This is a genomic window from Kitasatospora purpeofusca (assembly GCF_000718025.1).
GTDB classification, from domain to species: domain Bacteria; phylum Actinomycetota; class Actinomycetes; order Streptomycetales; family Streptomycetaceae; genus Kitasatospora; species Kitasatospora purpeofusca.
Genome location: NZ_JODS01000038.1, coordinates 71970 through 93732, shown reverse-complemented (window position 1 = coordinate 93732; position 21763 = coordinate 71970). Strand labels below are relative to the sequence as shown.

At 74.8% G+C, this 21763-nt stretch carries 23 protein-coding genes, 1 tRNA gene and 1 riboswitch; of the genes, 16 read left to right on the top strand and 8 right to left on the bottom strand.

Translation table 11 applies throughout. The features are described from left to right. The first annotated feature begins 305 nt into the window (after positions 1-305). Positions 306-1100: a hypothetical protein gene (locus IF01_RS0136020; protein ID WP_051756878.1), complete on the top strand. Its 795-nt coding sequence runs from the start codon at positions 306-308 to the stop codon at positions 1098-1100. Between the two features lie 403 nt (positions 1101-1503). After that, positions 1504-2628 (top strand): hypothetical protein, encoded by a 1125-nt coding sequence (locus tag IF01_RS0136015; protein WP_157855451.1) that lies wholly within the window; start codon positions 1504-1506, stop codon positions 2626-2628. A 28-nt stretch (positions 2629-2656) separates the two neighbouring features. On the opposite strand, the gene IF01_RS0136010 is transcribed toward IF01_RS0136015, so the two are convergent. The 4 genes from IF01_RS0136010 to IF01_RS0135995 form a co-directional block, all read right to left on the bottom strand. Next, positions 2657-3106, bottom strand: a complete 450-nt coding sequence (locus IF01_RS0136010) for a GNAT family N-acetyltransferase (RefSeq protein WP_341845522.1) — start codon at positions 3104-3106, stop codon at positions 2657-2659. A 30-nt stretch (positions 3107-3136) separates the two neighbouring features. Further along, a complete protein-coding gene (locus IF01_RS0136005; protein ID WP_149030327.1) occupies positions 3137-3877 on the bottom strand; it encodes a hypothetical protein in 741 nt (246 codons plus the stop codon). Between the two features lie 156 nt (positions 3878-4033). After that, positions 4034-4786, bottom strand: coding sequence for a sensor domain-containing protein (locus IF01_RS0136000; RefSeq protein WP_094745722.1), 753 nt, complete (start codon positions 4784-4786; stop codon positions 4034-4036). Positions 4787-4912: 126 nt separating this feature from the next. Next, positions 4913-5497 (bottom strand): GNAT family N-acetyltransferase, encoded by a 585-nt coding sequence (locus tag IF01_RS0135995; protein ID WP_030397841.1) that lies wholly within the window; start codon positions 5495-5497, stop codon positions 4913-4915. A 43-nt stretch (positions 5498-5540) separates the two neighbouring features. Here IF01_RS0135995 and IF01_RS47130 point away from each other — a divergent pair, with 43 nt between their 5' ends. After that, a complete protein-coding gene (locus IF01_RS47130) occupies positions 5541-6527 on the top strand; it encodes a hypothetical protein (RefSeq protein WP_030397840.1) in 987 nt (328 codons plus the stop codon). Positions 6528-6590: 63 nt separating this feature from the next. Here IF01_RS47130 and IF01_RS0135985 read toward each other — a convergent pair whose 3' ends face one another. Further along, the gene (locus IF01_RS0135985) at positions 6591-7460 is read right to left on the bottom strand and encodes a M23 family metallopeptidase (protein WP_051740652.1); all 870 of its coding nucleotides are present in this window, start codon (positions 7458-7460) and stop codon (positions 6591-6593) included. Between the two features lie 12 nt (positions 7461-7472). Further along, positions 7473-7644: riboswitch (cyclic di-AMP (ydaO/yuaA leader) on the bottom strand. A 245-nt stretch (positions 7645-7889) separates the two neighbouring features. Here IF01_RS0135985 and IF01_RS0135980 point away from each other — a divergent pair. The 3 genes from IF01_RS0135980 (at position 7890) to IF01_RS0135970 (ending at position 9772) form a co-directional block, all read left to right on the top strand. Continuing rightward, entirely contained in the window at positions 7890-8180 is a 291-nt protein-coding gene (locus IF01_RS0135980; protein WP_030397838.1) for a YiaA/YiaB family inner membrane protein, read from the top strand. Positions 8181-8287: 107 nt separating this feature from the next. Then, positions 8288-9115: an alpha/beta fold hydrolase gene (locus tag IF01_RS0135975; RefSeq protein WP_030397837.1), complete on the top strand. Its 828-nt coding sequence runs from the start codon at positions 8288-8290 to the stop codon at positions 9113-9115. Positions 9116-9205: 90 nt separating this feature from the next. Continuing rightward, a complete protein-coding gene (locus tag IF01_RS0135970; protein WP_030397836.1) occupies positions 9206-9772 on the top strand; it encodes a TetR/AcrR family transcriptional regulator in 567 nt (188 codons plus the stop codon). An 80-nt stretch (positions 9773-9852) separates the two neighbouring features. On the opposite strand, the gene IF01_RS0135965 is transcribed toward IF01_RS0135970, so the two are convergent. Then, a tRNA-Ile gene (locus IF01_RS0135965) sits at positions 9853-9926 on the bottom strand. A 192-nt stretch (positions 9927-10118) separates the two neighbouring features. Here IF01_RS0135965 and IF01_RS44605 point away from each other — a divergent pair. The 9 genes from IF01_RS44605 to IF01_RS0135920 all read left to right on the top strand — a co-directional run bounded on the left by IF01_RS44605 (position 10119) and on the right by IF01_RS0135920 (position 19076). Next, positions 10119-12653, top strand: coding sequence for a SpoIIE family protein phosphatase (locus IF01_RS44605; RefSeq protein WP_078880603.1), 2535 nt, complete (start codon positions 10119-10121; stop codon positions 12651-12653). Positions 12654-12806: 153 nt separating this feature from the next. Continuing rightward, entirely contained in the window at positions 12807-14387 is a 1581-nt protein-coding gene (locus tag IF01_RS44600; RefSeq protein ID WP_078880602.1) for a sensor histidine kinase, read from the top strand. Continuing rightward, complete coding sequence (locus IF01_RS0135950) at positions 14371-14784, top strand: roadblock/LC7 domain-containing protein (protein ID WP_030397833.1); 414 nt, start codon at positions 14371-14373, stop codon at positions 14782-14784. The genes IF01_RS44600 and IF01_RS0135950 overlap by 17 nt, the downstream gene beginning before the upstream one ends. Continuing rightward, positions 14781-15134, top strand: a complete 354-nt coding sequence (locus tag IF01_RS0135945) for a DUF742 domain-containing protein (protein WP_030397832.1) — start codon at positions 14781-14783, stop codon at positions 15132-15134. The genes IF01_RS0135950 and IF01_RS0135945 overlap by 4 nt, the downstream gene beginning before the upstream one ends. Further along, positions 15112-15738 carry a GTP-binding protein gene (locus IF01_RS0135940; protein ID WP_051740650.1) on the top strand — a complete coding sequence of 209 codons (627 nt, stop codon included), beginning with the start codon at positions 15112-15114 and terminating at the stop codon, positions 15736-15738. Before IF01_RS0135945 ends, IF01_RS0135940 begins: the two co-directional genes overlap by 23 nt. Then, entirely contained in the window at positions 15735-17357 is a 1623-nt protein-coding gene (locus IF01_RS50505; RefSeq protein WP_063764388.1) for a cytochrome P450, read from the top strand. The genes IF01_RS0135940 and IF01_RS50505 overlap by 4 nt, the downstream gene beginning before the upstream one ends. Continuing rightward, positions 17321-18427, top strand: a complete 1107-nt coding sequence (locus IF01_RS0135930) for a cytochrome P450 family protein (RefSeq protein ID WP_233290092.1) — start codon at positions 17321-17323, stop codon at positions 18425-18427. The genes IF01_RS50505 and IF01_RS0135930 overlap by 37 nt, the downstream gene beginning before the upstream one ends. A 59-nt stretch (positions 18428-18486) precedes the next feature. Beyond that, positions 18487-18753: a hypothetical protein gene (locus tag IF01_RS0135925; RefSeq protein WP_030397828.1), complete on the top strand. Its 267-nt coding sequence runs from the start codon at positions 18487-18489 to the stop codon at positions 18751-18753. A 5-nt stretch (positions 18754-18758) separates the two neighbouring features. Then, positions 18759-19076, top strand: coding sequence for a hypothetical protein (locus tag IF01_RS0135920; protein ID WP_157855449.1), 318 nt, complete (start codon positions 18759-18761; stop codon positions 19074-19076). Here the strand turns inward: IF01_RS0135920 and IF01_RS0135915 are convergent. Together IF01_RS0135915 and IF01_RS0135910 are read right to left on the bottom strand one after the other, a co-directional pair. Further along, a complete protein-coding gene (locus tag IF01_RS0135915; RefSeq protein ID WP_030397826.1) occupies positions 19066-19890 on the bottom strand; it encodes an isocitrate lyase/PEP mutase family protein in 825 nt (274 codons plus the stop codon). The genes IF01_RS0135920 and IF01_RS0135915 overlap by 11 nt on opposite strands. A 14-nt stretch (positions 19891-19904) precedes the next feature. Next, positions 19905-20399, bottom strand: a complete 495-nt coding sequence (locus IF01_RS0135910; protein ID WP_030397825.1) for a carboxymuconolactone decarboxylase family protein — start codon at positions 20397-20399, stop codon at positions 19905-19907. 497 nt (positions 20400-20896) lie between these two features. On the opposite strand from IF01_RS0135910, the gene IF01_RS0135905 reads away from it, so the two are divergent. Further along, positions 20897-21694, top strand: a complete 798-nt coding sequence (locus IF01_RS0135905; protein WP_051756873.1) for an NRDE family protein — start codon at positions 20897-20899, stop codon at positions 21692-21694. The last annotated feature ends 69 nt before the right edge of the window (positions 21695-21763 follow it).

Sequence of the window (21763 nt, the reverse complement as noted above, 5' to 3'; positions counted from 1 at the left end):
CGCTGGGCTCATAACCCAGAGGTCGCAGGTTCAAATCCTGTCCCCGCTACTCAGTAGCAACGAAGGCCCGGAGGACTCGTCCTCCGGGCCTTCGTCGTTCCCCGGGGCACGTGCGCTCCGGGACACGTGCGCTCCGGAGCGCGGGCGCCAGGTCCGGACGGCGGGCGTCCGCTCCGGGCCACGGTCCTGCCACGGGGCGGTAACAGCACCCCGGGACAAGATCGACCTGTTGGGGCCGACGATCATACTGAGTGCAAAGACAACTCCTTTGGATGCGGACCGTCGCACCGAGTTAGGACACACTCATGCTGTCGAAGCGCCTTGCCAGCACCACCGCGATCGGCCTGCTGCTCGTGGCCGGGGCGACCGCCTGCGGCGACAACGACAAGCCCGCCGCCGCCGACAAGGCCGCTGCCGGAAAGACCGCCGCCGCGCCGGGGCTGGACACCGAGAAGCTCACCGCCGAGGAGATCCAGAAGCAGGCCAAGGACGCCCTGGCCGGCGCCACCTCGGTCAAGGTCGTGGGCACCGTCAACAAGGACGCCGACCAGGTCTCCGTCGACCTCGCGGTGGACACCAAGGGCCAGTGCAAGGGCACCCTGAGCCTGCCGGGGACGGGCAAGTTCGAGCTCCTCGGCGACGGCAAGCAGGTCTACCTGAAGCCCGACGCCGCGTTCCTGAACAGCGCCACCGAGGGGAAGAACCCCCAGGCCGTCGAGCTCCTCAAGGGCCGCTGGATCGGCGGCGCGCAGGACGACCCGGACATGAAGGAGCTCACCACCGCCTGCAACCTGAAGGAGCTCACCAAGACCTTCGGCGCCGGCGACGACAGCAAGGCCACCAACATCACCAAGGGCTCGGCCGGCACCGTCAACGGCGCGAAGACCTTCAGCGTCAAGTCGCAGAACAGCTCCGGCGGCGAGGTCACCCTGCACGTCGCCACCGAGGGCAAGCCGTACCCGCTGCGGATCGAGAAGAGCGGCAAGGGCGGCGGCCAGATGGACTTCACCGACATCGACAAGGCGCTGACCGTCCAGGCCCCGCCGGCCGACCAGGTGATCGACTACGCGCTGTTCAAGGACAAGGTGCAGGCGGCCTGATCCGGCCGCGATAAATCCGTTGCCCTCCCTCCGGGGCGCTGCCTACAGTGGCGGCACACTGAAAGGAGGTGATCCTGAGTTGAGTTCCATCAGGATGTGTGAGGTGGCTGCTCGCTAGAGCCGCCCTTGCCTGCGCAAGGTGGGGCCAATGGTCCCCGGCCAGGCGAAATTCCCAGCAGTCACCCGGCCCGCGGGCTCACCGGTACATCCACGGTGCCTCGGCGGCCAGGCCCCTCGTGGGTCCGGCACCGAGGAGCAGCCCGCGGGCCGTCTGCGTTCCCGGACGGGTTTCCGGGACGGCCCGGAGGGCATCCCGACCAGTGGCTGGCCCCGGTGACGAGACAGCGCCTAGAGTCGGCGCGCGCTCCGCAGGGGCGGGGTGCGGGCACTGGGGGTGTGGGCGATGGCGACACGGCGGACCGGCGGTACGGCGGCGGTGCGGACGGCTCGGCCGGCCGCGGCGGGAGCGCTGCCGGGGGTGGGCCTGCTGGGGCTGGCACTGTTCTCGCTGGGGCGGCCGCACCCGTGGCAGGCCCTGGGCGGCGGACTGGTGGTGGCCTGCGCGGCGGCCCTGGTCGGCGGGGCGCTGGGGTTCCTGTTCGGCGTGCCCCGGGTGCGCACCGGTGCGGCGGGCGCCGAACCGCACGGCTCCTACGTGCCCAACACCAACCTCGAACAGGTCTCGGACTGGCTCACCAAGGTGCTGCTGGGCGTCGGCCTGACCCAGCTCGGCTCGATCGGCGAGCGGCTCGACCAGCTCGGCTCGACCCTCTCCCCGGTGCTGGGCGGGGGCGCGGACGCCTCGCCGTTCGCCGCCGCGCTCGTCCTCTACTTCGTGCTGCTCGGCTTCCTGGCCGGCTGGCTGCTGACCCGGCTGGCGCTTCCCCGGGTGCTCTCGGACGCGGACCGGGCGCTGGACCTCTTCCTGGCCGGGCAGGACCGGGACCGCAAGGGCGACCGGGTCGGCGCGGACGACCTGCGGATGCGGGCGATGCAGCACCTGGGCCTGGTCGGCACCAGCACCGGCAAGCCCGACGACCTGCCCGGGTCGATGCTGCCGGCCGACCCCGCGGGCGGGTCGGAGGGACTGGTGGCGGAGGTCCGGTCGACGGCCCGGCGTTCGGCGCTGACGGCCGCCCAGGTGCGGGACCTGTTCGCGGACGGCTCGGAGGGCCGGCGGGTCCAGGCGCTGGCGCTGATGCAGGGCGATCCGGCGCTGGGCGACCTGCCGAGCGTGCTGGAGGCGATCGAGCACCCGCGTTCCGGGTTCGAGCAGTACCACGCGCTGCTGGCGGCCCGCGGGCTGCTGTCCCGGCTGCCGGCCGAGGAGACCGAGCGGCTGCGGGAGGCGGTGGCGGGCCGGCTGATGGCGCCGGACGGGATCCCCTACGGCTCGGACCGCAGCTGGCTGGCGGAGAAGATCCTCTCCCGGCTGGAGCCGGCGGTGTTCCTGCCGCAGCAGCAGGGCGGGCCGACGGCGGGCGGGGCGGACGCCCCTGCCGCGGGCGCCTCGGAGCCCCGGGGCTGACGGGGCCCGGGGCCGACGGGGTCGGGCCTCAGAGCGCGAAGCGGAGTTCGGGCCGGTCCCATCCGATCGGGGGCCGGGCCGGGAAGGTACCGACCCGCTCGGCACCCATCCGCAGGTAGAAGGCCTCGGCGGGCGGGTGCGAGACGACCTTGACGCCGCCGGTGAGACCGAGGGCGCGGGCCCGGTCGAGCATGTGGGTGATCAGCAGGCGACCTGTGCCGAGGCCCTGCGCCTCGTCGGCGACGAACATCAGGTCGAGGTCGGCCGGCTCGGTGACCAGCGCGTAGAAGCCGAGCAGGTGGTCGTCGGCGGCGCGCACGGCGAGGTGGACCTCGTGCCGGGCGAGGTACTCGGGTGTCACCCGGTACCCGGCGATCATCGGCGCGTACACCCCGCGGTAGGCGGAGCATCGCTGGATCAGGGCGGTGAGCCGGTCGGCGTCCGTGGCCGCGGCCGGCATGATCAGGATCTCGGTCACGGGCCCTGAGTATAGGGGCGAAATGCCTTTTCAACCATTACCTGATGGCTGGGCCGACCGGCCGACCCGGCGCAGCACGAGCATCCGGCGCGGGCGGGCGCCCTCGGTGACCGGCGGGAGGATCCGGATCTCACTGGCGATCCGGCGTTCGCCGAGCAGGTGCCGGACGGTGTCGAGGTGGCCGGCCCGGCGGCCCGCGCCGTCGAACAGCGGATGGACCCGGACCTCGCCGGCGGGCGCGGTGACCCGGACCAGCTCGGTCAGCGCGGCCAGCTGCCGCTCGGGCCCGAAGAGCGCGGGATAGGCGAAGACCAGGTAGCCGCTCAGGGTGAGGGCGAAGGTGCCGTCCGCGAACGGGAGCCGGGGCAGCGCGGCGGCGACGTACTGCCCGGGGTGGGCCGCGCGGTCGGCCGCGAACAGCCGGCGGGCCCGGTCCCAGCTGCGCAGGTAGCGCTCGGGCGGGCGGTGGCGGCGGGGCGGGTAGAGCTCGGGACTGGCGTCCATCGCGGCGGCCATGGCCGCCCGGGCGGCCAGCGCGCGGGCGGCGATCTCGTCGGCGGGCCGGGCGTACACCGGGTCGGTGGCGATGACCCGGCAGCCGAGCGTGCGGGCCTCGGCGGCCAGGGCGGCGGCGCCGCCGGGGCAGTCGAGCAGCGGGCCCCGGAGGTCGGCGAGCGCGGCCCGGGTGAGGCCGAAGAGGCCGCAGTACTCGTCCAGCGGACGGGAGGTCACCAGGGCGGCGGCCGGGGCGGGGGAGGTTCGGTCGGCCATCGCGGCCATCCGAACACGGCCCGCCGGGGGCCGCATCCGCAGACGGCCGGCCGAAGGATCGGCCGGCCGGGGACGGAACGGGGAGCAGACGGGGGCGACGGGGGCGGGGCGGAACGGGGAGCAGACGGGGACGGGCGGTGCGAGCGGCTCGGCGGTTCAGCGGCCGAGCAGGCCCCGGGCCGCGAGCCGGCTGACGTTGGTCAGACCGCGCACCAGCTGCGGGGTGACGAAGAGGAACAGCAGGCCGACCAGGCAGACGCCCGCGATCTGCAGCGGCGACTCGATGTAGTAGACGTGGTGGCCGGAGCCGTTGGTGAAGTCGAAGAGCCGGTAGCCGGGCCAGTCCGTCCAGCGCGCGAACACCCAGTGGTAGGCGGGGTAGAGCGCGAGCGTCCAGCCGACGCAGAGGAAGACCAGCGACAGCGTCATGCTGAGGATCGCCCACGGGAACATCACCACCTGGTACAGCACGGCCTTCCAGCCGGCCGCGTCCGCCAGCCGGGCGGTGATGGCGCCCCAGAAGCCGGGGCGGGGCCGGACCGGGGCCGGACCGGGGACGTCCAGGGCCAGCAGGCCGCGGACCCGGGCCCGCTCCAGGCGGCCGAGGCCCCGGGCCGCGGTGGTCAGCGCGGCCAGGACCGGCAGGCCGAGCACCGTCACGAAGGTGCCGAGGCCCAGGGAGAACAGCGTGACGGCGGTGACGAAGCCGAGGATCGCCACCGGCAGACCGGTCAGCGTGTAGCCGACCTCCCGGTAGAAGTAGGAGCTGAACGGGGCCCGCCAGGCGTACGGCGGCTCCTCGGTGCGGCGGACGGCGCGGGGCCGGCGGTCGTCGGCGTCGTCCTCGGCGTACCCGGTGCGGCCGTCGTACGCGTCGTACTCGCTGCGCTGCGTGGTGTGGGTGCTCATGGCCGGGTCACGGTCCCTCGGGTCGGTCGCGGTTGGGGGCTCGTCGGGCGTCTCCCGCCGACCTCTGAAGCCTGTCAAAACGCGGGCCCGCCGGACATCCGGTTCCCCGGCGAACCGGGGGTGGGGTTATCCCCCCTGCACGGCGCGTCCGGCCGCCGGGTCGTCGGCGAGCAGGGCGTACTGCCGGGCGTCCCGCCAGCCGTCCGGGCCCCGGTAGTCGTGCCGGACCCGCCCCTCCAGCCGGAAGCCCGCCCGCTCCAGGACCCGGATCGAGGCGGCGTTGTCGATGTCCACCCGGGCCTCCAGCCGGTGCACGCCGAGCGGGCCGAAGGCGAAGTCGCGCAGCAGGGCGAGCAGCTCGCCCGCGTAGCCGGCGCCCCAGACGTCGCGGCGCAGCGCGTAGCCGATGGTGGCGGCGCGGTACGGGACGAGGCCGAGTGCGGCGTTGCCGATCGGGACGGCGCGGGCCGGGTCGTCGGCGTCGGCGCGGAGGGTGACCGCGAGCCGGTAGACGTCCCGGGGCTCCTTCTCGGCCTCCTCGACGAACTGGGCGACCTGGTCGGCGCAGGTCTCCAGGTCGCGCGGGGCGAACGGGAGGTAGCGGGTGGCCTCCGGGTCGCCGAACACGGCGTGCAGCGCGGCCACGTCCTCGGGGGTGTGGTGGAACTCGCGAACGGCAAGCCGGGGGCCGGTGAGTCGAACGGGGACCATGGCTCCCGACCCTACCCGCGACCAGCGGTTACGGTTCGTGGTTATGGAAGACGAAGACCTGCGGCTCGCCCCGCGCACCAAGGCCGCCGAGCTGCTCGCGTGGGCGGAGGCGGAGGGCCGCGAGCCGGTCGCCGAGAGCCCGCTGCGAACGGTGCTGGCGCTGTTGGAGCTGGGCGAGGGCAGGATGCACGACGGCTGGCCCGAACTCACCTCCGCCGCGGTGGAGCACCTGCTGTACGAGCGCCTGTACCTGTACGTCCAGCCGGAGCCGGGGCAGGACCCGCTGGCGTACGGCGCGGCGGTGCGGCTGCTGATCGACCACCGGCGGGCGGCGAAGCGGCTGAACGCCAAGCGGCAGGAGCGGCTGCACGCGGAGGCCGAGTGGCAGGGCGAGGTGGCGGCCGGACTGCTGCGCCGGGCGGACCTGGTGACCTGGCCCCGGCTGTACACGCTGCTGCTGCGCGCGGCCGGGGTGGACACCGCCGACGGAGAGGCGGTGCGGGCCTGGCTGGAGGGGTTCCGGGAGCTGCCGGAGGAGGAGCGGCTGGCGGCGTTCGCGGCGCTGGAGGCGGACGGTGTGCTGGACCCGGTGGACGACGGGGGCTGGGAGGCCGGCGGCCGGACGCTGGCGGTCGGGATGGCCACGGACGGCGCGCGGCGGCTGCTGGAGCAGGGGCTGATGCGGCGCAGCTACCGGAACCTGGCCGAGCTGACGGCGCTGGGCCGGCCGATGCCGGAGGAGCTGGCCGGGGACTTCGGGGCGTTCGAGGAGGCGGCGGCGATGGCGGCGCTGGAGCTGGCCGGGACCTGGACGGTGCCGGGGCTGCCGGAGCTGCTGGTGGCGGAGTTCCCGGAGCTGGCGCCGGAGCCGGGGCCGGCCGAGATCGACGCCTATCTGGCCGGGCTGGACGCGGCCTGGGCCGAGGAGGAGGCGGCCTGGGCCCAGGAGGAGGAGCCGGCGGACGGGGAGTGGCCGGCGGAGGCCGAGGAGCCGGCGGACGGCGACGAGCGGGCGCCGGAGCAGGCGTAGAACACGGCGAGGGGCCCCGGCCGGTGCGGCCGGGGCCCCTCGTCCTGCTCGGGGGAGGCGGGGTCAGGGGGTGACGCCGCGCTGCTCGAACCAGGTCTCCGGGTCGACCGGGGCGCCGCCGCCGGGGCGGACCTCGACGTGCAGGTGGGCGCCGGTGACGTTGCCGGTCGCGCCGACCTTGCCGATCTGCTGGCCGGGGAGGACCTTGCCGGAGCCCTTGATGATCGAGGAGAGGTGGCAGTACCAGATCTCGGTGCCGTCGGGCAGGGTCTCGACGATCCGGTAGCCGTAGGCGCCGGCCCAGCCGGCCGAGGTGATGGTGCCCTGGCCGACCGCGTAGACGGGTTCGCCCTGGTCGGCGGCGAAGTCGAGGCCGGTGTGCAGGTGCGCCCAGTAGCGCGCGCTCTGGCCGTAGTGGGCGGAGAGCCGGTAGTCGCGCACCGGCAGCTTGATGGCCGCGAGCTTGGCCTTCTCGGCCTCCTCGGCGGTGCGCCTGGCCTGCTCCTGCTGGGCGACCTGGGCGGCGCGCTTGGCCTCGGCCTCCTGGGCGGCCTGGACCCGGGCGGTCTCCTCGGCGGCGGTGCGCTGGCTGTCGGCCTGCTGCTGGATCCGGGCCGCGAGTGCGAGGCCGGGGTCGGCGGAGAGCGCGACCGGGGTCTCGTCGGGGGTCTCCACGGCGGGCGCGGCGGCCGGGGTGGCGGAGGCGAAGCCGGTCGCGCCCAGGGTGGCGGCGACGGCGGTGACGCCGAGCAGCGGCGCGGTGCCGCGGGTCTGACGGGGCATCCGGTGCCGGCTGGTGTCGGCGGCCGGCGGGGCGCTCTCGTCGGCGGGGCCGCCGAAGGGGCCGTGGCCGGCGAACGGGCCCGGATGGTCGAGCAGCTGGGTGCCGGTGGAGGACCCGGACGGGTGTGCCTGGGTGTGCGTCGACGCCACGGAGGCGCGCTCCTTTCCTTCCTTCGCGCCTACCGGGTTAGCTGACGGGTTCGGAGCAGGAAGGTCTCCTACGGCTGAGCCTGGGCGGTGCCCTGACCCGGCCGATTCACCCCAAGGAACATGGTTCCCCGGCTCCCATGGCCTGCCCGGAGGGCCGGCCGGCGGGATTAGGCGACGGCGCACGGTGCCGTCTGGGTACGGCGTTGCGGACCGCGCTGCGTTATCAAACGTTAATCCGAGAGTCCCCCGATTCCAAGCCATCCGTTGGTGACGACCGGACATGGATCGGACGCTACGCGGCCCGATGGGCGATTTGTGACGTTTGATGACACCTGACACTACCGAACGTGAGAGGACGTCAACGAACGGGGTCCCATCTGAGTACGACTACTCATGTGCGGCCGGAGCCGCGCGGCCATTCTGGGCGCCATGAGCGCACCGATGCAGTCACGCACCACGGCCGCCTACTACATCCAGGCCGTCCTGTCCTTCGCCCTCTCCGGCGCCGCCCTCGGCTTCGGGATCGCCTTCCTCCCGGTCGAACCGTGGACCAGGGCCTTCCTCGCCGTCGGCCTGCTCTGGACGGTCACCTCGGCGTTCACCCTGGCCAAGGTGGTCCGGGACCGGCAGGAGACCACCGATCTCGTCACCAGGGTCGACCAGGCCCGGCTGGACAAGCTGCTGACCGAGCACGACCCGTTCAAGGTGGAGGGGGTCTGACCGGGCCGGGTGCGGACCGCCGCTCGGGAGGGCTTGACGGCTAAGGCTATTAGCCTTAGCTTTATGGCTATCAGCACTCGCCGATGACCCGCCCCGAGGAGGCTCCCATGAACGGCACCATCGCCCCCGCCACCCGCTACCTCGACCTCCCCGGTGGCCGGATCGCCTTCGACGACACCGGGCGCGGCGACGGCGCCCCGGTCGTCCTGCTCCCCGGGATGCTCGACAGCCGGGCCGCGTACCGGCACCTGCGCCCGCTGCTGACCGCCGCCGGCCGCCGGGTGATCACCATGGACCTGCGCGGCTTCGGCGAGTCCTCGATCCCCTGGGAGGACTACTCCCCCTCCGCCATCGCCGGCGACGTGCTCGCCCTGCTGGACCACCTGGGCGTCGAGCGGGCCGTGCTGGCGGGCAACTCCTACACCGGCGCCAGCGTGGTCAGAGCCGCCGGTGACGCCCCCGGGCGGGTCGCCGGGATCGTCCTGCTGGACGCCTTCGTCGAGAACGTGCCGCCCACCGCCCTGCAGCGGGCGATGGTCCGGGCGATGGGCGCGCTGCTGGTCCGCTCGCCCGCGTTCTGGGGGCTCTACCTGCGCAAGGCCGCCTTCCCCGGCCCCAAGCCCGCCGACCACGAGGAGTACGTGGCCGGGCTGGTCTCCGCGCTGCGCGCCCCGGGCCGACGGGCCGCCACCCGCGGCTACGTGCACGGCGACTCCTCGCCCGTCGGCTGGACCTCGGCCGTGCGCTGCCCGGCGCTGGTGGTGATGGGCTCCAAGGACCCCGACTTCGGCGACCCGGAGCTGGTCGCCGACCGGCAGGCCGCCGCGCTCGGGGCGCGCAAGGTGATGGTCGAGGGCGCCGGGCACTACCCGATGGCCGACCACCCGGAGGCCACCGCCGAGGCCCTGCTGGGCTTCCTCGCCGAACTGGCCTGACGCCGCGCGCGCCGTCCGCGCCGTCCACCCGTCACGCCCAGTCGGCCGCCGCCCCGTCCGCCGCCCACCACGCCCCCCAGGAGAACCGCGATGCCCCGAGTCGGACTCACCCCCGAGCAGGTCGTCGACCACGCCCTCGCCATCGTCGACGAGCAGGGCCCCGAGGCCCTCACCCTGGCCGCCGTCGCCGCCCGCGCCAAGGTCGCCACCCCCTCGCTCTACAAGCACGTCAGCGGCGGACTGGCCGAACTGCGCCGGCTGATCGCCGTCCGGGTCACCGAGGAGCTGGCCGACCGCCTCGCCGAGGCGGCGCTCGGCCGGAGCGGGGACGAGGCGGTCGCCGCCGTCCTGCGGGCCTACCACGCGTACGCCACCGAGCGCCCGCACCGCTACGCCGCGCTGCCGCAGGCCCCGCGGCCGGACGAGGACCTGACGACCGCGGCCGCCCGGCTGGTCGGGGTGATCGTCGCGGTGCTCCGCGGGTACGGGCTGGAGGGCTCCGAGGCGATCCACGCGGCCCGCACCTTCCGCTCGCTGGCCCACGGCTTCGCCGCGCTGTCGTCGGCCGGCGCCTTCCAGCTCGCCGAGGACCTCGGGGAGACCCAGGAGCGGATGATCACCGTCATGACCGCCGGGCTGCGCGGCTGGCCCCGCTGAGCCCGGCCCGGCGCGGTGAAGGCGGGGAAAGGAACGCCGAAGGGCCCGGAGCGTGCTGCTCCGGGCCCTTCGGACTGGTGTGGGGCTAACAGGACTTGAACCTGTGGCCTCTTCCTTATCAGGGAAGCGCTCTAACCGTCTGAGCTATAGCCCCGCGCCGTTACGACCCGCCACCCCTGGGGCGGCACGTCGTACGGAGAAGGGTACCGGACCCGGCGGGGCCCCACGCACACCAGGCGGCCCGGCCACCCCGGAGCACGTCGTTCGACTCTCCCCTCACCCGATTAAGAAATAAGGTATTAAGAATTAACTGCCCCATAAGGCACCCGAGAGGCCGGCCATCCCCGTGGACCCGCGCAGCAGCCCCACCGCGCGCAGTGCCATGCGCTGCGTCCGCTTATTGCTGGGCTGCTCCGGCGCCGCCGACCTGCTCGGCACCGTCCTCGCCGAGGGGCCCAGCTGGATCACCGGCGAGGGCTCGGCCCTCTACCTGCTGGACTCCACCGGGATGCTCCGGCTCACGGCCTCCCACGGACTGCCCGACTGGGCCCACGAGCGCTACAGCGTGGTCGATCCGGCCGGGGACCTGCCCGCCGCGATGGCCCTGCGGCTGGGCCGCCCCTATCTGCTGAGCCCCGAACGCACCAGTACCGACTATCCGAACCGGAACGCCGGAATGGGCACCGGGATGGTCGCCGTCGCCACCCTGCCGATGGTCGTCGACACCCGGCCGCTCGGCGTCCTCGCGCTCGCGCTCGCGCACCGGGGAACCGTCCCCCGGCGCGACCTGGACGTGCTGGAGACCCTCGCGGACGCCTGCGGGCACCGGCTCGGGTACCTGCTGGAGCACGCCAGGGCCGGCACCGGAGCACTCGGCGGAGCGGACGGAGCCGCGGGCCGTCCGGGACACGAGGGGCGCTCGGACCGGGGTGCGGCGGACGGGGTGCGCCCCGGCCTGTGCACCGGCGCCGACGGTCCGGCCGCCGCGACGGCCCACTCGATGCTCTCGCTGGCCGTCCGGGCCTCCGGGCACGGGGCCTTCGAACGCGACCTGGTCACCGGCGAGACCCTCTGGGACGCCCAGGCGCTGCGACTGGTCGGCCGGCCCGCGCCGGAGGGCGGCGGCACCTCCTCCGCGCCCGCCCTGGACCTCGTGGTCCATCCCGAGGACCTCCCGGACGTCCAGGCCGCGATGGCCGAGGCACTCGCCACCGGCGGCCCGTACCGGATCCGCTACCGGGTACCGCGCCGGGGCGGCGGGGTGATCCGGATCGAGGAGACCGGCGAGGTGATGCTGGACGTGCACCGCCGCCCGGTGCGGATCGCCGGCCTGATCGCCGACCTCGACCACGGCCGGGCCCCGGGCGAACGCCCGCCCGGGGAAGGGCTGCCCGGCGGGCGGGCCCCCGGCCCCGGCCCCTCCGCCCCGGGCGCCCGGTCCGCCCCGTCCGCCCCGGCCGGCTCGTCCGGCTCGTCCGGCTCGGGCTCGGGCTCGGACGCCCCGTCCGCCTCGGGCGAGGAGCCCGCCGGCACCGCCGAGGGCGCCTCCTCCGCCGCCGGGGCCCGCTCGGCGCTGCTGCTGGCGCTCACCCGGGCGCTGTCCCGGGCGGTCACCGTCCGGGACGTCACCACGGCCGTCACCGACATCTGCCGGCCGGCCTTCGGAGCCGCCGGAATCGTGCTGGACCTGGTCGACGAGGGCCGGCTGCTCCCCGTCTCGCACACCGTCTACGGGGGCGAGCGGCGCACCGAGCTGACCCGGCTGGCCGACCTCTCGGAGGGCGTGATGCAGCGCGCCCTGGCCCGGTCGGCCCCGCTGTTCAGCGAGCCGGCCCGGCGCGGGCGCGGCCGCGGGCCGGAGCGGCCGGTCGGCCCCGCGGGCGGACCGGCCGACGGATCCGGCAGCGGGACGGGCGCCGGGACAGGCGCCGGGGCCGGCAGTCCGCTCGCCCCGGCCGCGTGGGCGGTGCTGCCGCTGATCGCCTCCGGCCGGCAGGTCGGCTCCTGTCTGATCACCTTCGCCACCGAGCGCGCGTTCGGGCGCGAGGACCGCACCCTCTACTCCTCGTTCGCGGGCATCCTGGCCCAGTCGCTGGAGCGGGCCCGGCTCTACGACACCCACCACCACCGGGCGACCGAGCTGCAGCGCGCGATGCTGCCGCGCACCCTGCCCCGGCTGGCCGGGATCGCCAGCGCCGCCCGCTACCTGCCGAGCACCGAGGGCATGCAGATCGGCGGCGACTGGTACGACCTGCTGCGGCTGCCGGACGGCCGGATCGGGCTGGTGATCGGAGACGTCCAGGGCCACAACGCCGAGGCCACGGCGGTGATGGGGCAGCTGCGCAGCGGACTGCGGGCGTACGCGACCGACGGGCACGACCCGGCCGCGACGCTCGCCCGGACCAGCCGGCTGCTGACCGAGCTGGACACCGAGCTGTTCGCCACCTGCCTCTACCTGACCCTCGACCCGGCCGACGGCACCCTGCGGGCGGCCCGCGCCGGGCACCCGGCACCGGTCCGGGTCACCGCGGACGCCCGGGCGGTGGAACTGGACCTGCCCGGCGGCCCGCCGCTGGGCGTGGCCCCCGAGCGGCCGTACCCGCTGGCGGTCGAGTACCTGCCGCCCGGCGAGACGCTGCTCGCCTACACCGACGGCCTGGTGGAGGACCGCGAGGAGGACTACGACGAGTCGGTGCACCGGATGCTCGGCGGGCTGGAGCTGTGGGCGCGCAACGCCGGGCCGGTCCGGGACGAGCCGGGACCGGACCTGGAAAAGCTGGCCGATCTGCTCACGCTGAACGTGACCGAGCGGCGTTCGCGCCCGGACGACGTCGCGTTGCTGCTGTTGCACCGCTTGTCGACTGTGCACCAGCGGGGCTGACGGGACACCGGTCGACTGCCCACGGACAGTCCGATCGCGTCCGAACCAGTGCGGACCGACGCGGTATTGACGGGATATCGATGAGATCCGGTCACCTGGCGAGATCCGGTCGCACCTTCGTAGGATCATCGCCCTAGAATTCGCCGCGTGACGATGACTCAGTGGTGCGCAACGGCAACAGGCGTGCTCGCCGCTCTCGCCCTGGTGGCCGCCGCCCGCTACCGGGCGGTCTCCACCACCCAGCGCCGTCGGGTCACCCAGCAGCAGCACGAGATCACCCGCCTCCGGGAGCAGCTCGCGGCCGAACTCTCCCGCCGCGGCACCGAACTCGCCGCCGCCCAGCAGGACCAGGAACTCAACGCCTCCACCCAGCGGGCCTTCCTCAGCGTGGCCCGCCGGATCCTCGTCATGGCGCACGACCAGCAGGCCCTGCTGGACGAGATGGAGCGCACCCACGACGACCCGACCCTGCTGGAGGGCCTGCTCAAGGCCGACCACGCCGCCGCCCAACAGGCCCGGCTCGCCCAGACGCTGGCCGTGCTCTGCGGAGCCCGGGCCGGCCGCCACTGGCCCGAGCCGGTCTCGCTGGAGGACGTCGTGCGCGGCGCCCAGTCCCGCATCCTGCCGTTCCAGCGGGTGATGATCCGCAGCCGGATCGAGACGGCCGTGGTCGGCGCGGCCGCCGAGGCGCTGATCCACGCCGTGGCCGAGCTGCTGGACAACGCCACCCGCTACTCCCCGCCCAGCACCCAGGTGTACGTCACCCTGATGCCGGTGCACAACGGGGCCGTGATCGAGATCGACGACGGCGGCGTCGGGATGCCCGAACCCGCCGTCGAGAAGGCCTCCGACGCCCTGGCCGGCGGGTCCACGCTGGAGGTCTCCCGCCTCGGCGAGGTGCCCCAGCTCGGCCTGGCGGCGGTCGGCCGGCTCGCCGAGCAGTACGGGTTCCGGGTCACCATCGGCTCCGCGCCCTCGCCGTACGGCGGGGTGCGGGTCGTGGTGCTGCTGCCGAACGCGCTGCTCACCGAACCGCTGCCGCCGACCGTGCCGGGCCTGGGCCGGGGCGACGCGGTGTTCGGGGGATCGGCCGCGCCCGCGCGGTCCGGGCCCCGGGGGCGGGCCGTCCCCCCGGCCCGACCCGACCCGGCCGAGCCGGGCGCGTACCCGGACGCCGCGGCGGCGTACCCGGACGTCCCGGTGGACCGCCCGCACGCGCCCTACGAGCCGCACGCACCGCAGTCACCGCAGTCGCCGCAGGCACCGCACGACCCGTACCAGCCCTACCGGCCGTACACGCCGCACTCCCCGTACCCGCCGTACTCCCCGCCCGCACCGCAGGGGGTCCCGTACGAGCTGGACGACCCGGCGCCGTACGACCCCGCGACGGCCACCGGGTACCCGCCCGTGTACCCGCCCGTCACCGGCTACCCGTCGACCGACGCCGCACCCGGCGCCGCACCGGACGACGCACCGCCGCCGCTGCCCCGCCGCAGCCACCGCCGCGGCCGCGCCGCGACCCGGCACGCCGCCAACGCCGCCCCCACCCCGCCGCCGGCCCCGCCGTACCGCTCGGCGCAGCAGGCCCAGGCGTTCATGTCGATGTTCCAGGCCGGCACCGCCGGCGGCCGCTCGGCCGCCCGGACCGGCTCCCAGGACCCGCACGACCCTTCCCTTCCCCCTTCCCCCCAGCTTCCCCAGCGCTCCGGAGAGTTCCATGACCACCACCCCTGACCTCGGCTGGCTGCTCGCCGACATCGTCAACGTCCCGCAGGTCCAGCACGCCGTCGTGGTGTCCAACGACGGCCTGGAGATCGGGCGGAGCGAGGGCATCGTGCGCGAGGACGCGGAGCGGCTCGCCGCGGCCTGCTCCGGCCTCCAGTCGCTGGCCCGCGGTGTCGCCCAGGGCTTCGGCGGCCGCGGCAGCGCGACCCGGCAGATCGTGATCGAGTACGGCGGCGGCTACCTCTTCATCGTCGCCGCCGGGGCCGGGGCCCACCTGGCGGTGGTGACCGGCGACGACGTCGACGCCGGCCTGGTGGCCTACCAGATGCAGGTCCTGGTCGAGCGGATCGGCACCCACCTCACGAGCCCGCCGCGCGCCGATCTCGCGGCGGGGGGCCAGCGGTGAGCGGCGGCGGTCCGGTCCGCCCCTACGTCATCACCGGCGGCCGCAGCCGGCCCACCCGCACCGAACTGGCGTTCGAGAGCCTGGTCGTCGCGTTAGCGGACCGGCCCGAACTCCCCGAGCACGCCCTGCTCAACCGTGAGCACCGGCGGATCCTCGACCTCTGCCACAGCCTGCTGTCGATCGCCGAGGTGGCCGCCCACCTGGGGCTGCCGCTCGGGGTCGTCAAGGTCCTGGTCGGCGATCTCTGGGACCTCGGCGCCGTCCAGGTACTCCCGCCCGTTCCGCAGGCCGAACGCCTGCCCACCACTCTTCTGGAAGAGGTGCTCGTTGGCCTCCGCCAACTCCGCTGACCCGGTCGCCGGCCCGCCCGCCGCACCGCAGTACCTGCCGCCGTCCGTCCAGGGCGCGGTGAAGATCCTCGTCACCGGCCCGTTCGGGGTCGGCAAGACCACCCTGGTCGGCTCACTGAGCGAGATCTCCCCGCTGCGCACCGAGGAGACCATGACAGCCGCCAGCAGCGGCGTGGACGACCTCACCGGGCGCGGCGGCAAGACCACCACCACGGTGGCGCTGGACTTCGGCCGGATCACCCTCAACCCCCGGCTCGCGCTGTACCTGTTCGGCACGCCCGGACAGCAGCGGTTCTGGCCGCTCTGGGACGACCTGTCGCGCGGCGCGCTGGGCGCGATCGCCATGGTCGACCTGCGGCGTCCGGACGAGAGCTTCGACGTGCTCGGACGGCTGGAGGAGCAGCAGATCCCGTTCGCGGTCGCCGTCAACACCTTCCCGGACACCCCGAGTTACCCGGAGGAGGAGCTGCGGTCGGCGCTGGACCTGCTGCCCGGGGCGCCGATCCTGTACTGCGACGCCCGGGACCGGCGGGCCGCGTACGACCTGCTGATCGACTTCGTCGACCACCTGTACCGCACCTCCGTCCTGGAGCCGCAGCGATGACCGTTCCCGAGCCCGGTACGACGGCCGTCCCGCCGCCCGGGTGCCCCGCGCACGCGGCCGGCGGCGGCGTGCCCCCCGCCACGGGCCACGGCGGCGTCCCACCGACCGCGGCCCACGGCGGCACCCTGCCCGGCGGACTGCCGGTCGGAGTGCCGCTCACCCCGCTCTACGGCTCCGCCGTCGCCGACGACCCGCACGGCCTGTACGCCCGGCTGCGCGCCCAGTACGGCCCGGTGGCACCGATCGAGCTGGAACCCGGGGTCGAGTCCTGGCTCGTGCTCGGCTACCCCGAACTGCTCGAACTCACCCGCAACGAGGCGCTGTTCTCCAAGGACTCGCGCCGCTGGCGGGTCCCCGCCGAGGGCCGGCTGGCCGCCGACTCCCGGCTCCAGCCGATGACCTCCTGGCGCCCCACCCTGCTCAACCTGGACGGCGCCGAGCACCAGCGCCTGCGCGCCGCCGTCGCCGACACCCTCGCCCGGGTCGACCACCGGCAGCTTCGCGAGACCACCGAGGCCGCCGCCGACGCGCTGATCGACAGCTGGGGACCCGACGGCACCGCCGACCTGGTCGCCCAGTACGCGCGCCGGCTACCGCTGCTGGTCTTCACCCAACTGCTCGGCCTGCCCGACGAGGCTGGCGCGCACCTGATCCGGCTGATCAGCCACATCGCCGACAGCGGCCCCGAATCGGTGCGCGCCAACCAGGAGTTCCAGGCCCTCCTGGTCGACCTGGTGCGACAGCGCCGCACCACACCCGGCGCCGACCTCACCTCCTGGCTGCTCGCCCACCCGGCCGGGCTGACCGACGAGGAAGCGGTGCACCACCTGGTGGTGCTGATGATCGCCGGGAACGAGACCACCATCTGCTGGACCGGCAACACCCTGCGGCTGCTGCTCACCGACCGGCGCTTCCGGGCCACCCTCACCGGCGGCCGGCTGACCGTCGCCGACGCGCTGGAGGAAGTGCTCTGGCGCGACCCGCCGACGCAGAACTTCCCCGGCCGGTGGGCCACTTCGGACACCGTGCTCGGCGGCCAGTTCATCGCCCGCGGCGACATGCTCGTGCTCGGCCTGGCCGCGGCCAACGCCGACCCGGCCGCCCAGGGCCCCGGCGCCCACGGCCACGCGTCGATCGGGCACGCGTCGATCGGCGGCAACCGGGCCCACCTGGCCTGGGGCGCGGGCAAGCACGTCTGCCCGGCCCAGCACCCGGCCCGGATCATCGTCGAGACCGCCGTCGAGACCCTGCTGCACCGCCTGCCGGACCTCCAACTCGCCGTCCCCCCGCACGAGCTGGCCTGGCGCCCGTCCCCCTGGTCGCGCGCCCTGATCAGCCTGCCGGTGCTCTACAGCGCCTTCACCCCGCCCCGCCCGCCAGCTCCCGAGAGGCCCTCCGCATGGACACCGCCGCAGATACCGCAGACTCCGCAGACGCCGGGGACGGCGTCGGGAACGTCCCTGGCGACGGCCTCGGCGACGGCCTCGGCGACGGAAGACCCGAGCCCGTCCTCCTCGACGCCTTCGGACGCGACCAGCACGGGGAGAACGCCCGGCTCCGAGGAGCCGGCCCGGCGGTCCTGGTGGAACTCCCTGGCGGGGTGGTGGTCTGGGCGATAACCCACCACGACACCCTCCAGGAGCTCCTCGCCGACCCCCGCGTCGGCAAGAACCCGCAGCTGTGGACCCAGTTCCGGGAGGGCCGGCTGCCCGAGGGCTGGCCGCTGATCAACTTCGTCACCGTCCCCGGCATGATCACCGTCGACGGCGAGGACCACCGGCGGCTGCGCGGACTCGTCACCCAGGCCTTCACCCCGCGCCGGGTGGCCGCCCTGCAGCCCGCCGTCGAGACCAGGACCACCGCCCTGCTCGACCGGATCGGCGAGCTGGACGGCGCGTTCGACCTGCGCGAGCACTTCGCCTACCCGCTGCCGATGCAGGTGATCGGCGAACTGCTCGGCCTGCCGCCCAAGCAGCAGGACGAACTGCACGAACTGTCCGACATCCTGGTCTCCAGCTCCGCCACCCCCGGGGCCGCCGCCGCCGCGCAGCAGTCGCTGTTCGCGCTGCTCGCCTCGGTGGTCGCCGCCAAGCGGGCCGAACCCGGTGACGACCTCACCACCGACCTCATCGCCGCCCGCGCGGAGGACGACCGGCTCGGCGAGCCGGAACTCGTCGGCACCCTGCTGCTGATGCTGGTCGCCGGACACGAGACCACGCTCAACCTGATCACCAACGCGGTGCGCGCCCTGCTCGCCCACCCCGAGCAGCTGCGGACGGTGCTGGACGGCACGGTGCCGTGGTCGGCCGTGGTCGAGGAGACGCTGCGGTACGACTCGCCGGTCGGACAGTTCCCGCTCCGCTACGCCGCCGAGGACATCCAGGTCGGCGACGTGGTGATCCGGCGCGGCGAGGCGCTGCTCGCCTCGTACGCGGCCGCCGGGCGGGACGAGGCCCACTACCCCGACGCCGACCGCTTCGACCTCGGCCGGCAGCCGAACCGGCACCTGTCCTTCGGGCACGGCCCGCACTTCTGCCTGGGCTCGGGGCTGGCCCGGCTGGAGGCGGAGACGGCGCTGCGGTTCCTGTTCGAGCGCTACCCCCGGCTCGCGCTCGCGGACGGGCCGGAGCCGGAGCCGATCGCCTCGTTCGTCAGCAACAGCGTGCGCACGCTGCGGGTCACGGTCTGACCCGCCGGTCGCCGCGCGGGCCGCGGTGACCTCGGGGCGGCCGGGTCGTTGGGGGGTTCATGAAGAAACTCGCCACCCTGGCCGCCCTCACCGTGGCCGGTCTCGCCGCCGCCGTGCCGTCCGCGTCCGCCGCCACCTCCACCGCGGCCTCCCCGGACGCGCTCGGCGGCCTGTCCAACGGGATGACCCTCTCGCCCGCCGACCTGCTGCTGCACGAGGCGAAGGACCTGCCGGTGGTCGGCGGTACGGCGAGCGAGATCGAGGCCATCGGCACCAACCAGATGACCCACCCGGGCCTCAGCGGCGAGATCGGGCACGGCCTGTGAGCGGCGTGCGGCGACCCGGCGCGCTCCTGCTGGCCGCGCTGGCGCTGGCCGCCGCACCGACCGCCGCGTTCGCCGCGGACTCGGGCCCGGACTCCGGCTCGGGCTCGGGCTCGGGCTCGGGCTCGGGCTCGGGCTCGGGCTCGGGCTCCAGTGGTGGCGCGGCGACCGGGCCGGACTTCGCGGCCGCCGCGGCCTGTCTGCAGGAGTTCGCGGCCGTCCCCGCCCTCGGCAGCCACGGCGCCGGGCCCACCACCTGCTCCAACGGCAACATCGTCAACCACGCCGTGGGCACGCTCGGCACCCTCGGCGCGCTCACCGGCTGACGAACAGCCCCTGCAACTCCCCGTAGTCGAGCCCGCCGTCGAGCGCGGAGTACGTTCCGTCCCCGTACACCTCCTCGGCGGCGCGGCGCACCGCCGCGTACGCCGCCTTCGCCAGACCGGGCCCCAGACTGATCCGGGCCACGCCCAGCGCCGCCAGCTCCGGCACCGACGGCGAGCCCGGCCCGGCCAGCACATTGAGCGGCGCCGGGACGGCCCCGACCAGTGCGGCGATCACCGCCGGATCGGACACCCCCGGGGCGAACACGCCGTCCGCGCCCGCCTCGACGTAGGCCCGCAGCCTGGCCACCGCCTCGTCCAGCAGCTCCGCCGGGTCCGCGGCGCCCCCGGCGTGCAGGAAGACATCGGTGCGGCCGTTGACGAACAGCGGCACCCCGGCCGCGTCCGCCGCCGCCCGGGCCGCCGCGATCCGCTCGGCCACCTCGGCCACCGGCCGGCCCCCGTCCTCCAGATTGACGCCGACCGCGCCGGTGGCGAGCAGTGCTCCGACCGTCCCGCCGACGCCCGCGGCGGTCTCCGCGAACCCGCGCTCCAGGTCCGCCGTGACCGGCAGCGGGCCGGCCGCCCGCACGATCAGCTCCGTCTGCGCCAGCACTCGAGAGCGGTCGGCGCTCTCGCCGTCGGCGCTGCCGAGCGCCCAGCTGACGCTCGCGCTGGCGGAGGCGAGGGCCCGCGCCCCGGCCACCGCGACCAGCCGGGCACTCGTCGCGTCCCAGACGTTGGCGAGCACCAGCGGCTCGCCCGGGCGGTGGAGTTCACGCAGGACGCGGGCCTTCTCCCGCTGCTCGACCGTCATCGTCCGCCGCCCCGCTACTTCGCGGCCGGGCTGAGCCGGGTGCCGACGCCGATCCGGTTCCAGGCGTTGATGGTGATGATCAGCGCGATCAGCTGCGCCAGCTCGGCCTCCTCGAAGTGCGCGGCCGCCTCGTTGTAGACGGCGTCCGGCACATGGCCCTGGGTGAGCAGGGTGAAGGACTCGGTCAGCGCCAGGGCGGCGCGCTCCTTGGCGGTGAACCACGGGGTCTCGCGCCAGGCCGGGAGGGAGAGCAGGCGGTGGTTCTGCTCGCCGTGGCCGAGGGCGTCGGTGCTGTGCATGTCGATGCAGAAGGCGCAGCCGTTGATCATCGAGGCGTGCACCTTGACCAGCTCGGCGAGGACCGGGTCCACGCCCTGGCGGGCCCGGCGGTCCAGGCCGATCATCGCCTTGTAGAAGTCGGGGGCGAGGTCGGGCAGCGAGATGCGCTGGGCGGGCGCGGGGACCGGGGTGTCGGCGGGGGTGACGGGGGTGTTGTTCGTGGTCGTCATAGCGCTCAGCCTAGGGGCGTGGTGGCCTGACGCTTCGGTACGTTCGGGCGCGGAAATCGTGGGCCACTCCGGTGGCGGGCAACCGCTGCGGCAGCCGCTGCCGCCCGCCCTCCCCTGCTCACTCCCACTCTCTCCCCTCGTCCCTGCTTTGCACTCCGCACTTTGCAAAGTGTGACTTTGCAAAGTGCGGAGGAGGGCGGGGAAAGACGGGGAAGAGCGGGGAAGGTCCACATCGGGGCGGAGCAAGGGGGAGGGCTCGGGTCTCCGCACGCTTTGCAAAGTGCACTTTGCAAAGCGTGCGGAGTATACGGAGTGCGGTGGAACGGGGGGTAGGGCCAAGAGCCCGGGAGCATCTTGGGCGCCAAAGCGTCCGGGGTTTCCCGGACGCCCTGAACACCCCGGACGCCCGCATGACCTGCCCCTCCCGATCGGCGAACAGGCGTGCGAGGATCGCGGGGAGGGCGAGGTCAGGGGGACAGGACGTGTGTACGGCGTTCGTGAGCATCGAGCCGTCCGCGGCGGTGCCGGTACTGCTGCTGTCGGTGCGGGACGAGTACATGGGACGGCGCTGGTCGCCGCCCGGCCACCACTGGCCGGCGCAGCCCTCGGCGGTCGGCGGACTCGACCTGGTCGCCGGCGGGACGTGGCTCGCGGTGGAGCCGGGCGGAACGGGCTCCGGCGGCGCCGGACCGGTCGCGGCCTACCTGCTGAACGGCTTCGGCACCTCGGCGCCGGAAGCCGCCCGGCTATCGCGCGGCGAACTTCCGCTGCTCGCCGCCCGGGGCGGCCGGATCGACACCCTGGACCTCGACCGGTACGACCCGTTCCACCTGGTCGTCGTCCGCCCCGACGGCGCCCGGGTGCTGAGCTGGGGCGGCGGGACCGGCGGCCGGCTCGTCGAAGTGCACCTGCCGACCGGGCTGAGCGTGGTCCTCAACGACGGGCCGGAGGGCCTGGCCGAGAACCGCACCGCCTCCGAGCGGATCCGCACACTGATGGCCGCCCGCGCCGACCACTTCCGGACCCGGTTCGAGGCCGAGCCCCGCCCGCTGCCGTCGCTCGACGACCCGAGCACCGAGCGGGCCTGGGGCGCCTGGCTGCCGATCGTCACCGGGGACGGGCTGCCCCTCGACGCGCCCGCCGCCCTGGTCCAGCGGCGCGACTTCGGGAACAGCCGGATCTGGGGCTCCTCCTCGATCTCCCTGCTCGCCCTCGGCCCGGAGGGCGTCCGCTACGACTTCTCCCCCGCCCCGGCAGGAGCGGGCGGCGACGGCTGGCGGCAGGTGGAGCTGTGAGCGGCGCCCAGTGACGGCCGGACGGCGGGTGCCGAGTGGCGTTGACCGCCACTCGGCACCTTTCACCGC